The 13,904-nt window shown below is 38.6% G+C and carries 6 protein-coding genes and 1 pseudogene; all 7 read left to right on the top strand.

Translation table 11 applies throughout. The annotated features are described in order from the left end of the window. Positions 1 to 188: 188 nt before the first annotated feature. Positions 189 to 6,332 (top strand): carboxypeptidase-like regulatory domain-containing protein, encoded by a 6,144-nt coding sequence (locus QZ620_RS10695; RefSeq protein ID WP_295181469.1) that lies wholly within the window; start codon positions 189 to 191, stop codon positions 6,330 to 6,332. Positions 6,333 to 6,396: 64 nt separating this feature from the next. Then, positions 6,397 to 6,528, top strand: coding sequence for a hypothetical protein (locus tag QZ620_RS10690; protein ID WP_295181468.1), 132 nt, complete (start codon positions 6,397 to 6,399; stop codon positions 6,526 to 6,528). A 169-nt stretch (positions 6,529 to 6,697) separates the two neighbouring features. Then, complete coding sequence (locus QZ620_RS10685; RefSeq protein ID WP_295181467.1) at positions 6,698 to 9,073, top strand: TonB-dependent receptor; 2,376 nt, start codon at positions 6,698 to 6,700, stop codon at positions 9,071 to 9,073. Between the two features lie 60 nt (positions 9,074 to 9,133). Next, positions 9,134 to 10,258 (top strand): PepSY domain-containing protein, encoded by a 1,125-nt coding sequence (locus tag QZ620_RS10680; protein ID WP_295181465.1) that lies wholly within the window; start codon positions 9,134 to 9,136, stop codon positions 10,256 to 10,258. Positions 10,259 to 10,357: 99 nt separating this feature from the next. Continuing rightward, entirely contained in the window at positions 10,358 to 11,779 is a 1,422-nt protein-coding gene (locus tag QZ620_RS10675; RefSeq protein WP_295181463.1) for an exonuclease domain-containing protein, read from the top strand. Positions 11,780 to 11,839: 60 nt separating this feature from the next. Continuing rightward, entirely contained in the window at positions 11,840 to 12,688 is an 849-nt protein-coding gene (gene rlmF, locus QZ620_RS10670; RefSeq protein WP_295181461.1) for a 23S rRNA (adenine(1618)-N(6))-methyltransferase RlmF, read from the top strand. 270 nt (positions 12,689 to 12,958) lie between these two features. Then, a pseudogene (locus QZ620_RS10665) lies at positions 12,959 to 13,904 on the top strand (Na+:solute symporter); the annotation flags it as partial.

Here is a 13,904-nt window from a genome sequence, read left to right as displayed (position 1 = left end):
TTTTGGATTTCCTAGTTGAATCTCAAGGTTAATCCAGGAAATAATGAAAAACATGTTAGAATATGCCTTAACTTTCTGAATGTTTTGTTTAAGTTCTTGTGGTTTCCATTCAACATCAAGTAAATTATGTACAACATCGTTTCTCTTTAGTAAAATTTCTTCAAATTCCTTTTCCATTTGATCAAGTTTTGCAGAGTTATAAAGCTGAGTTACTAAGTGATTATTACAGACAGAACCGGTGGAGCCGCCGTGAACAGAAACAAATCAATGATCCAGATCGAAAAGATTTGAGCACCTGGTCTCTCGAAACTATAAAAGACAGTATTCATACCGCTCATAAAAAATCTATTGCCAATCCCGGCAAACTGGCCAACTTTCCCAATTCTGAAATTGACGTGCTTTTAAATACTAAGACCATAACGAGAGATTTCAGACCTTCTATCTATGATCTTCTGGCTGGACGTTACCTGGAATTTCTAAGAGACGAAAGCTTTTTTAGTACTGAATTTGAGGTTGCAAAAACCGAAATTAGCAAAGAGATTCTTTTCGCGACAGACTCGCGATTTATAGATGCCGAAATTGCTAAGGTTGAGAATTCCAAGCAGCTTGCTCTACGACAGTATCAGGAACTCGAAAAAATTCACTCAAAAGACAAAAGTGATGTATCGCTGAATTACTGGAAGTTACAACGTATTGAATTTGTTCATGCTGAATTTCATGATGACTTTCAGGAATACATCAGTGCAATTGAGAAGCTGGAAGAAAACTCAAAAGACCGGAAAATGAAGGCTCTTCTTCTATTCGAACTGGCCAATGCATATGCTGAAAAAGCTTCAGAAAGAGATGAAGAAGGATTACTGAAGTATCCAGATTATAATTCTAAAGCTGTTAATCTTTTAAAACTCATTGAGTCTAACTATAACAATACTCTTACCCGGCAGAATGCCCAGAATCTTTTGAAAAGACTTACCACACCAAGTCTGGAGGCACAATTGCAAAATATCCTGACCCATAATGAACCAGGTCGCGCAAGGCTTACTTATAAAAATGTAGATACTATCTATATGAAATTAGGTAAGGTTAGCATGAATTTCCTGGATAAGGTAAATTATAGAGATAGAGCAAATTTTATAAAAAAAGAAGCTGCAAAAATTTCAGATAGCGTACAGATCATTCTACCAGGAAAAACAGATTATAATGAACATTCCACTGAAATTGTAATTCCGGGAAATGACTTCGGAAGGTATCTTGTTCATCTATACGATTCAGAAGGCAATCATACTTCCGGGACTTACCTGGTAACCAATATCGCCGTCTCCAGAACAGATTTCGAGAAAGAGAACCTGTTCCATGTAGTTGATCGAAAATCAGGAGAAAATCTAAGTGACGTTGTTCTAAGAGTAAAAAAGGGCAATACCACGATTCTTTCCAGAACCTCTGATCGTAATGGGGAGATAGCATTGGATAACTATTCCGGTAGTCGCTATTGGGAAGAACATACCGAATTTACAAAGGGAGATGATTTCTACTCTTCATCTTACAATCGCGGTGGTAATCGTTATAATTATAGCAATAATGAAGATGAAGATTCACAGGCAAAGGTACTTTTCTTCCTGGATCGTGCGATCTACCGTCCGGGTCAGAAAGTGCATTTTAAAGGTGTTTTTCTTCAGCATAGAAATGATTCTACCAGCGTAGTTCCTAATGAATATATAGACGTATTCGTAGATGACCCGAATGAAAATGAAATTCATGAATTTAGATTCAAGACCAATGAGTATGGATCTTTTAAAGGTAGCTTTGATCTTCCAGTCAATAATCTTACCGGCCAGTTCTCTATTTATGCCGAAGAATATATTGAAACTGATTCCGATTTCTGGAATGAGTTGGATGACTTTCAGGATGATTACAAATACTTTAGTGTAGAAGAATATAAACGACCAACTTTTGAAGTAAGTTTTGACACCATAAATAAAGCTTACGAGTTAGGCGAAGAAATTGCACTTAAGGGTTCTGCTGAAGCTTATATTGGTGCCTCGCTTCCAAATCTTAAAGTTGCCTACACAGTTACCAGGGAACGTATGCATTATTCTTGGTGGCGAAGTTATTATTCAGATGCAGTAATTATTAAAACTGATACTACTGAAACAGATGAAAATGGGGAATTTATCATTCCTTTTGAAGCGAAGGCAGACCAGAACACCAACCTTAATGATCTCATATATCGCTACTCCGTATCTGCCTCTGTAACCGATGTGAGTGGAGAAACGAGAGATGCACAGCAGTCTCTTAAAATCGGAAATAAGAATTTTCTTCCAAAACTTGAAATTGCAGAAAAGATCGATATTAACGATACGCTGAAAATCGATCTGGCAACAAGAAATCTCAATGATCAAAAGGTACCTGCAACAGGTAATTATAAAATTTATAGACTCAAGAGTCCTGAAAAGCACTACCAGGAAAGATGGTGGGAGGCTCCAGAATTCGAACTTATTTCTAAAGCTGAATTTGAAAGACTATTCCCTAATGAACCTTACCGAAAGTTGACAAAGCCAGAAAATTGGGAGAAACTGGAGACAGTATACGAATCCAATTTTGATTCAGATGGGGATTTTGAGGATGATATCGCTACCAGAAATTGGAAAGAAGGTAGTTACTTACTGAGTTTCGAACTGCGACATGAAAATAAAACAGAAGAATTATTAAAGGTTATTAGCATTCAGGATCCTGAAAGCAATAAGGCTTATACAGATCAGGATCTTCTGGTAAGTATTATCAATAAAGAAACATTAGCTTCAGATGAACACGCGCAGGTTGAGATCAGCTCTCCCATAAATAATTTGCGAATTCGTGTTTCAGCATTCAGAAACGGTCGTACTTCTATTTTTAGAGAATACTTTAAGCTTGATGGGAAGTTAAAATTGAAGATTCCGCTAAAGGCTCTACAGGATCCTGAATTTAAACTGGTTGTATCTTCAGTGATGAACAACCGGCAAATTGAATTCAGCGAGGTTGTGAACTTCAGAAAAGATTCCGAAGATCTTGAAATCTCTACGGAAACCTTCAGAAATAAAATAAAACCTGGACTTGAAGAAACCTGGAGTTTTAATGTATCAACTCCTGGTGAGAAAATAGAAGCTGAAGTTCTGGCTTCTATGTATGATATTTCGCTTGATCAATTTAAAAAAGATGAGTGGAATACAGATACCGGGTTTACTGGATTTAGATCTGATTATCCATCCCTGTATTTTGATAATTTAGGTCGAAGCGTCAACCTGTATAGATATTTTGGTAGAAATAATTATTACAGTCGGGTGAATCTTCGATTTGATCAGCTTTCTCAATTTGGTTTTTATTTTGGACAGCCTAACAGTTACCAGTACAGGAATTATCTACGTACATTAAAGGTCAGCGGTAAGGTGGATTCTGATGCTCGTGTACAGGGAAGAGTGGTTGATGAAAACGGGGAACCGCTACCAGGAGTGAATGTAATAATCAAAGGTTCGAGTCTTGGAGCGCAGACAGGCTTCGATGGTGAATTTGGAATCGATGCTCCCAAAAATGCTACTCTTATTTTTAGTTATGTAGGTTATGTGAGTCAGGAATTCCAGCTTGGTGATAAGACTGAAGTATTTATTGATCTTGAAGCCGATTCTGCCAGTCTGGATGAATTCGTAGCTGTAGGTTATGGTGAGGCTGTGGCCGAAGAAGTCATGGAAGTTGCCGATCAGGAAAGTGAGTCTACAGCCTTGTTACAAGGCAAGGTTGCCGGCGTAGAGGTATCCAGAACCGGAGCCAACACCGAGTTTAAAATTAGAGGTAGTTCAAGCATAAGTGGAAGTCCGCTGTTTATCGTAGACGGTAAGCCTGTTGAGGACTACGAATTAGATTCAAAAGATATTGTAAGCGTCGAAATTCTAAAAGGTGCTGAAGCTACCGCAATTTATGGAAGTAGAGCGGTTGATGGTGTTGTGATCATCACCACCAGCAAATCCCTGGAAGCGCTTGAAAATGTTGATGCAAGAACAAATTTACAGGAAACAGCTTTTTTCTTCCCGGATCTTAGACTGGATGAAAATGGAGGTTTATCGTTCAGCTTTACCACTCCGGAAGCACTAACGAGCTGGAAATTACGATTGCTGGCTCATAGCAGCAACTGGAGCACCGGTAAACTGGAGAAAATTGTAACTACAAATAAGGATCTAAATGTAGTACCAAATGCACCACGATTTTTAAGAGAAGGTGATAGTATCATTTTTAAGGCGAAAGTGACCAACCTTTCCAGTGAACCAATGACCGGCAACGCAGTGCTGAAGTTATTCAATGCCGTGACGATGGAGCCTGTGGACATCCCGATGGGAAATACTGAAACGCTGCAAGCCTTCCAGATCCAGGAAGGAAAGACCAGGGTGGTAAGCTGGAAACTTTTCGTTCCTGAAACCATTCCTGCGGTGACCTATAGAATCCTTGCGACAGCAGGAGATTTTAGTGATGGGGAAGAGAATTTACTTCCTGTGTTGAAGAACAGGATGCTGGTTTACGAAAGCATCCCGCTGTTTGTAAGAGCTGGAGAAACTAAAAGCTTTGAATTTGAAAACCTGAAATCGAATGACTCTAAAACCCTGAAGAATCATCTGTTTACATTTGAATATACTTCCAATCCCGGGTGGTTTGCCTTGCAAAGTTTGCCATACCTCATGGAGTACGAACATGAATGTTCTGAACAGATGTTTTCAAAGATCTTCGCTAATTCCGTTGGACAGAAAATTGTGAACTCAAAACCTGAGATCGCTGAAGTTTATGAAGCATGGAGAAAAGATTCCAGTATGGTGAGCAATCTTCAGAAAAATGAAGAACTCAAGAGCCTTTTACTTGCTGAAACTCCGTGGGTACAGGATGCTGAATCTGAAAGTTTACAGCAACAACGAGTAGGATTGTTGTTCGAAACCGGGCGAATCAACAAAGAACTAACTTCTATGTTGACCAGGTTGCGGAGAATGCAGAATTCTTCGGGAGCTTTTCCATGGTTCGCCGGCGGTAGGGATAATTATTATATTACTTCTCATATCATCGAAGGCTTCGGAAAACTAAAGAATATGAAAATTGAGCTGGATGATCGAAGAATTCTTGCCAATGCGATTGCTTATCTGGATAAGGAATTGATGGAGCAGAAGAAAAGAAGAGAGTCTGGCAATTCAACCGAGTTTTATAAAAGTTATACTGTACTTGCCTATGCACATACCAGAAGCATGCACCAGGAAGAGTTTCCGATACCGGCTGAACAAAAAGATCTCATTGACAAAGCTTTGGAATATCAAAAGGAACGCTGGACAGATTATAGTCTTTCGGAAAAGGCTGAACTGGCCATAATATTAAATCGATTTGGTCACTCCGCAAAAGCATTGGAGATCATTGAATCGCTGAAACAGACGGCAGTAAAATCTAAAACTTATGGCATGTACTGGAAAGAAAATACTGCGAGCTGGAGATCATTTAATACTCCTGTTGAAGTACAAGCCTTAATAATTCAAGCATTTGCTGAAGTTTCCAATGATATGGAAACAATTGAAGAACTTAAGATCTGGTTAATTCAGAATAAGAGAACCAACTACTGGGAAACTACTAAGTCTACCACTGCAGCGGTGTATGCATTGCTAATGCAGGGAATGGATATACTTCCAGTGTCCTCGAATACTCAATTCGTAATTGGTGGAGAAAAACTGGACATGGAAGAATTGAGTAATACTGAAGCTGGATCTGGCTATGTGAAAACAACCTGGAAAGCCGGAGAATTTTCAGAAGATTTCGGAAATATTGAAATAGAGAACAATAACACTACCGCCGGATATGGTGGCGCTTACTGGCAGTATTTTGAGAATCTGGATAAGATCAAAACTCATTCTGAGAGTCCGCTTAATATCGAAAAAGAATTATATCTGAATACTGGAAATAAAGAACTCAAGAGAATAGATACCAATACTCCACTGAAAGTTGGAGATCTGGTAAGTGTTCGATTAGTCGTACGAGCTGAAGCAGATATGGAATTCATTCACTTGAAGGATATGCGTGCCAGTGGTTTTGAGCCAACAAACGTGATTAGTGAACATAAGTACCAAAATAGTACAAGCTATTATGAGAGCACCAGAGATGCTGCTACCCATTTCTTCTTTGATACGCTAAGAAAGGGAACTTATGTTCTTGAATATACCGTAAGAGCCAATAATGCTGGATCTTTCTCGAATGGGATAAGCACAATAGAATCTATGTATGCTCCTGAATTTTCCGGACATACCAGCGGAATTCGAGTGGAAATCAGAGAACAACAAAGATAAAATAGAGTAGTAATTTGGGGTTTTAACAAAATTTTTAGATATTGAAACACCCAATTTAAAAATCATGGACAGATCAAATGAAGACCATGAATTTACTGAGAAGATCGAACGTTTAGAAAGAAGCTATAACATGATGAAGTATGCTATTCTAACTACTGGAATAGGAATTATGATCCTGCTCTATTTGTTTCAGTAAATCAAAAAAGAGAAAAGCTTTCGCGTTGCGAAAGCTTTTCTCTTTTGAACCTCAACCACTTAGCCATTTCAGAATAAAACTTTATTTAAAATGATTCTAAACAATTTTTAAATTCTTAAAAATCTAAATATATTCGCAGCTTGTTTATAATTGGTCTAAATAAATACAGGTGCAAAAACTACTACTTTTACTACTCGCAATACCCTTTCTAACACTAGCTCAATCCGAACCAGACATCAAAGGTCAAATACTTCATAATTCTGAACCTGTTCCTTTTGCTACAATTATCATCCAGAAATTAAACAAGGGAACTTCGGCTAATGCTAAGGGCGAATTCAAATTTTACAATTTACCAGATGAAGAGCTTCAACTAAGCATTTCGGCGATTGGTTACCAGACTACCGAAGTGAAAGTACAATTCAGCGATCGCCCGGCTGTATTAAATATTGATCTCGAAATTGATGATCAATTGCAGGAAGTTGAGGTTTTTGGAAACAGGTTTAGCCATCCAGATAAGATCGAGGCTCTTACCCGATTGCCTTTAGAACCTTACGAACAGATCCAAAGTATCTCAGTAATCTCAGATAAGCTCATCAAACAACAGGGAGCACTCAGCATATCAGAAGCGACAAGGAATGTTCCCGGAGTTTATACATTTGCTACTTATGGAAACCGAAGTGAGAGTATTTCTTCCCGGGGATTTCGTGGAATTCCAATCTTGAAAAATGGAGTGCGTGTACATTCAGATTTTAGAGGAACAGGTATTCTAACCGACATGCAGGGTGTTGACAATATCCAGGTTCTTAAAGGTGCCGCTTCCATTACACAAGGCGTTGCTACCGACCTGGGAAGTCCTGGTGGTGTCGTAAATATCGTTACCAAAACTCCAAAATATCAGTTTGGTGGTGAAGCTTCGATGAGAGTTGGCAGCTACGGACTAGTTAGACCGGCTTTCGATGTATATGGTCCTCTAAATGAGCAAAAAAATATAGCCTTCAGAATAAATGCAGCATTGGAGAGAAAAGATTCTTACCGCAGCGGAATTTCTAGAGAGAGCTTCTATATCAATCCCTCGCTGGAATGGAAGCCAGATGATAAAACCGAAATAACTCTTGAAATGGATTATTTCTCAGATAGCAGAACTCCAGATGTGGGAACAGTTAATCTTGCTGAAAATGATCAAAACGCGATTTACGACCTGCCATACGATGTCTTTTTAGGTTACGAAAACGATCGCAATAATACAGAAAATAGTACTTACGCCATTAGAATCAATCGGGATCTAAGCGACAAACTTAGCCTTCGCGCCGCCTACTACAGGTCTAATCTGGATCTTGATAACAAGGGTGCCAGTTTTGGAAATGTGGTAATGGAAAACGATGTACCCGTCTATAACCAGAGAACTCGTGGTTACGGAATAAGCACCCGTAATGACAAGAACAGCGTGGTACAATTTGATCTAATTGGAGATGAAATCGAAACCGGTGCCGTGAGTCATATTTTTCAGGTTGGTTTTGATTATCGTACAACCAATTACGAAACCTTCAGCAAATCTGCTTCAGCTGTAGATACTATTGATGTTTTCAATAATTCCAATAGCCGGTCGTTACCAAATGGAATTAATTTTGCGGCAGCAAATGAAGGAACTGCCAGGTCTAAAGCTATAGGTTTTGTTGCTCAGGATGTAATTACTTTTACTGAATGGTTCAAGACTTTTTTAGGAGTGCGTTACTCTTCTGTAGAAACCATTAACGGCGATGAAAACAATAGAAGTGATTCATTTAATCCGCTTGCTGGAATTATCGTTTCTCCGTTTGAAAATGTAAATGTTTTTGCATCTTATACCAATAGCTCTTACCCTAGAACAGCAGCCAGAATTGGAGAAAATGGTGAAGAATTGGGGAATGAACGTTACGATCAGGTAGAAGCAGGTATCAAAACCAACTGGCTCAATAGCAGGTTGCGTTTTAACCTTACCCTCTTCAGAATAAATAATAAGAATATCAATCTTCCGGTATACGATGAAAACTGGATCGCAACTGGATTTTTTCAACAAGGTGGAAATGATCAACGGCAGGGAGTTGAAGTAGAACTTACGGGGCGGCCATTGCAAAATCTGGAAGTGATCGCTGGATATTCGTATATCGATGCGCAGTATAAAGATCACACTTCCTTTGTATATGGCTCTGCACCTCTAAATACACCAAAACACACCTTTAACACCTATGTGAATTATTCATTTTTAGAGCATCTTGAAGGATTATCTCTTGGTGGAGGTGTTTATTACACGGGTGACAGACCTGTTAATGACTGGTCTGCCGGAGCAGTAACTCACCAGGGAATTGTACCAAATCAAAAACCTTTCGATGTGGAAAGTCTCACGCAGGTAAACTTACAGGCTGCATACCAGGTTGATAAGAACTGGAATGTTAGGATTCTCGCAAATAATATTTTTGATAAAATTGGCTACAATGCCTATAGAACCAGGTTTATCAATCAAACGGACCCAAGAACTTTTAGCGGAGTAATTTCCTATAGATTCTAATTAAACGATTTACATAAATAACAATCTAAACAGCGTGGTTCCTAACCTTAAATATTAAAAATGAAAAAAAAGAAAGCATATACTTTTCGAAACTTTATGACAGACGTCCATCTCTGGTTGGGTCTGGCTAGCGGAATTATTCTATTTCTGGTTTGTTTTAGCGGAACCATGCTGGTTTTTGAAAAGGAGATCGAATCAATTTTTGCTGAAGAACTTCACGTTGTTCCCTCTTCGGAAAAGTTATCGATCGATGAATTAACCAGCAGAATGTCGGAAAAAGGTACTGTTTCTTCTGTTTCAATTCCAACTGAAGCTTCTGAAGCCTATGAATTTCGGGTAAAGACCTCACCAGAAGATCGTCGTGGAACCACCTTTATGATGGATCCGTATTCGGCAGAAATTCTCAAACCTGAACCTTCACCTCTAGACGGATTCTTCAGTGTAATGTTTAGAATGCATCGGTGGCTTCTTTTGGATACCAGCATTGGAAGACCCATTGTAGGTGTGGCGACAATTATCTTTTTATTTCTATCCATCAGTGGTATTATTATATGGTTTCCGAAGAAATGGAAATGGAAAGCTTTTAAACCAGGATTTAAGATCAAATGGTCTGCAAACTGGAAAAGAATTAATCATGATCTACATAACACTCTTGGTTTCTACTCCTGTATTTTTTTAGTGATCATGATCCTCACAGGACTTTGCTGGTCTTTTGAATGGTATCGGGAAGCAGGGAGTCAGGTTCTGGGAACGAAGATCTTTGGAGGAAGAGGTGGTCCTGGAATCACTTCTGAAACACCAGGTTCTAAAGTAATTTCACTTTCAGAAGCCTATACTATTTCCAATTTTGAGTTGAAATATGCTGGAAAAACAAGTATCAGCATCCCACAAGAAGAAACCAATGTATTAGAAATAAGAAAATATGGTGACAACAACTGGTCTCCGTCAACTTCAGATCTGTTGGTACTTGATCGGAATGGAACGGTGTTGAAAAAAGAACTTTTTGATGATAAGGATCTCAATGTGAAGATCGCCTCGCTCATTAAACCTTTGCATACCGGTGAGATATTTGGGATCTTTTCCAAGATTATTTATTTCCTGGCTTGCCTGATTGCCACTTCCCTACCCGTTACCGGAACCATCATCTGGCTGAATAAAATGAAGAAGAAAAAACGAAAATTGTAGGCTGAACTCAAATGCTCGAATTATTAACGTTTTTGGATTAATTCCATTAGTTTGGATTTTTTCCTTTATTTTTTCTGAAGATTGTAGTAATTTGCAGCCATGGAGGAGTTGAAATACGCGGTTGTTGATATTGAGACTACCGGGAACGGTATCAAAGGAAACAGGATCACAGAGGTTTGCGTGATCATTCTTGAGAATGGTGAAATCACAAAGACCTTTACATCGCTTGTAAATCCCAGCCAGTCCATTCCATTGTATATCGAAAGTCTTACCGGAATCAATGACGAAATGGTAAGCAGTGCACCGCAGTTTTCTGAAGTCGCAGAAGAGATCATGGAAATTACAAAGGACTGTATTTTCGTCGCTCATAATGTGAACTTCGATTATAATATACTGAGGGCTGAGTTTGCGATGCTGGACATGGATTTTAAAAGAAAGCGTCTTTGTACCGTAAGACTTACGAAGAAATTGATTCCAGGCTTGTTTTCTTACAGTTTGGGAAATATCTGTACCTCCATCAACATTCCTATTTACGATAGACATCGTGCGCAGGGTGATTGTGAGGCAACGGTCATCTTGTTAAAACGTTGTCTTTCGCTAGATCCTGAACTCGAAGTTGTTACCGAATTTTTGAACAGAAAAAGTGGTGCAGAATATTTACCGCCGCACTTTAAAAATGCCGATTTTGAAAAGCTTCCGAAATCTACCGGCGTTTACTTTTTCAGAGATAAAGATGGTATTCCATTATATATTGGCAAGGCGAAAAATATCAAAACCCGAATAAAATCGCATTTCCAGGAACGTAGTAATCGCAAATACCAGTTGATGCAGGAAACGCATAGCATCGATTATGAGCTGACTGGTTCTGAATTTCTCGCGCTACTTCGCGAAGCTGAATTGATTCTGAAATATTATCCAAAATATAATAAAGCTCAGAAGAAAGTTTCTAGACCTTATACGCTCACCTCCTATCATAATCAAAAAGGCATTGAAGTATTTGCCTTGCACAAAAACAAAATTGCACCGGTAAGCTGGATGAAATTCTATACCCGTGAAGAAGCGATAAGCTTTTTAGAAAACCTGTGTAAGGATTTTGATCTCTGCCCGAAATATACTGGCTTGCAAAGCGCTACTTCCGCTTGTAATCATTACAAACTGGAAGCCTGTAGCGGAGTTTGTAAAGAAGGAATTTCAGTTACCGAATATAACTCCCGGGTTGCAAAAGCAGTAGATTTTATTGGAACCTATGATGAGTCCTGTCTTTTAATGGAAAAGGGTCGAACTAAAGGTGAAAGAAGTTTTATTTATCTGGATAAAGGTAAGTATGCCGGCTACGGGTACATTGGACCTTCAGATGACTTTAACCATCCTGATGAATTCCGGAATTTTTTAGTCCAGGCGAAAACTTCCAGCTATGCAGATCGTATTGTAAGTCGGTATTTGAACACGAAGAAGAATCTCTCTCCCGTAAAATTAAATTCTTCCGAAGAATTGGTAGAAAACGATATTTGGTTTGGATAGATGCCAGATCCCCGTTGAGACATTTATATTTCGCCTATTTTTACCTTCTGAAAAGAATTTATGCATCCAGATAACCCTCATAGGGAACAATACGATTTCACTGAATTAGTTAAAGTCAATAGCGATCTCAAACCTTATGTATTCAGAAACAAATACGATAATCTTACTATAGATTTCAGTATTTCTGAAGCTGTACTCAATTTGAATAAAGCGCTCTTAAATTACCATTACCAGGTTAAAAACTGGAGTATTCCGCAGGGATATCTCTGTCCTCCAATTCCCGGAAGAATGGATTATTTGTTACATCTTAGAGATTTTCTGGATAATAAGATTGGAAAAGAACACTATTCCGGACTTGATATTGGGGTGGGAGCCAGCAGTATTTACCCAATTCTGGCTGCAAAGCATATGGGCTGGAAAATGCTTGGTAGTGATATCGAAATCAAATCTATTGAAGCAGCGCAGCAAAACGTTATCAACAATAAGCTTCAATCCCAAATAGAAATTCGATTACAGGAAGACCGTGGTTCCATCCTGAAAAATGTGATCAAAGAAAATGAGTCATTTGATTTCAGTATGTGTAATCCTCCCTTTCATGATTCCGCAGAAGAAGCTAACAAAGCTAATTTCAGGAAAAATACTAATCTTGGAATCGAGACCAGGAGATTAAATTTTGGAGGACGGTCCAATGAACTATGGTGCCGTGGTGGCGAAGCTTTATTTCTAAAGAGAATGATTAGAGATAGTGTTAGCGTGAACAAAAACGTACAGTGGTTCACTTCCCTGGTATCAAAACAAGAAAACTTACCGGCTATAGAAAAACAATTAAACAAACTCAATGCAGATTTTGAAATAATCCACATGGAATTAGGAAACAAAAAGACAAGATTTGTAGCCTGGAAATTCTAAAGCTTCTAGAATTTTTGAATCTCAAACTGTTCGTAAACAATTGAATTTTAAGTGGAAACCCTTATTAGGTATTATCATAAAAATGTCTACATTTAAAGCTTAAAGTTTTGGTTATCGAGTAAGTATAGCATAGGTGTATAATTACCTTATTCTTTAACTAACCAACCGAAAAAGGGATAACATAGTTATCCCTTTTTTATTGTATGCTAATATAGGTCTTACATATATCGAATTAATTTTCGTTATTGTAGCAAATACCATGATCTTAGAATGATAGAATTAGCTACAATAGATTATATCCTTATTTTCTCTTTTTTCGCGCTTACCCTGGGCATAGGGTTTTATGTTTCAAAAACTTCCGGTAAAAGTTCCAAAGAATATTTTCTATCTGGTAAAACAATGCCGTGGTGGCTACTTGGTGTTTCTATGGTCGCGACCACGTTTTCTACTGATACTCCAAACCTGGTAACTGATATTGTTCGCAATAATGGAGTTTCTGGTAACTGGGTCTGGTGGGCGTTTCTATTAACCGGTCTGCTAACTGTGTTCGTTTATGCCAGATTATGGCGTAAATCCAATGTTGATACAGATATTGAATTCTACGAATTGAGGTATGGTGGAAAACCTGCAAAGTTCCTTAGAGGATTTCGTGCACTATATTTGGGGGTCGTTTTCAATGTGATGGCCATGGCAGCAGTAAGTCTTGCCGCTATTAAAATTGGACAGGTTATGCTCGGTCTATCTGCCATCGAAACTTTGGCACTAGCCGGAATCGTGACAGTTATATTTAGTACTCTCGGAGGATTCAAAGGAGTAGTTTACACAGATTTCATACTATTTTTTACGGCAATTATTGGTGGTGTTGGAGCTGCTTACTATTGTGTGAATTTACCTGAAGTGGGCGGACTGGAAAGTATGCTAACTCACGAGAATGTTTCCGGTAAACTTAGCATGCTTCCAGATTTCTCAAACACCGAAGCACTTATCACTCTTTTAATTATTCCACTGGCAGTTCAATGGTGGAGCGCCTGGTATCCTGGCGCAGAGCCAGGAGGTGGTGGTTACGTAGCACAGAGAATGCTGGCTGCAAAGAACGAAAATCATGCTATCGGAGCCACTTTCTTTTTTAACGTGCTTCATTACGCATTAAGACCATGGCCGTGGATTTTGATTGCATTATCATCACTGGTTGTATATCCAGAATTATCTGATTTGC

Source organism: uncultured Christiangramia sp., from assembly GCF_913046405.1.
In the GTDB taxonomy this organism is placed as follows: Bacteria; Bacteroidota; Bacteroidia; order Flavobacteriales; family Flavobacteriaceae; genus Christiangramia; species Christiangramia marina.
Note: the sequence above shows the minus strand (reverse complement) of the source record. Positions and strands in the feature narration are given on the sequence as shown.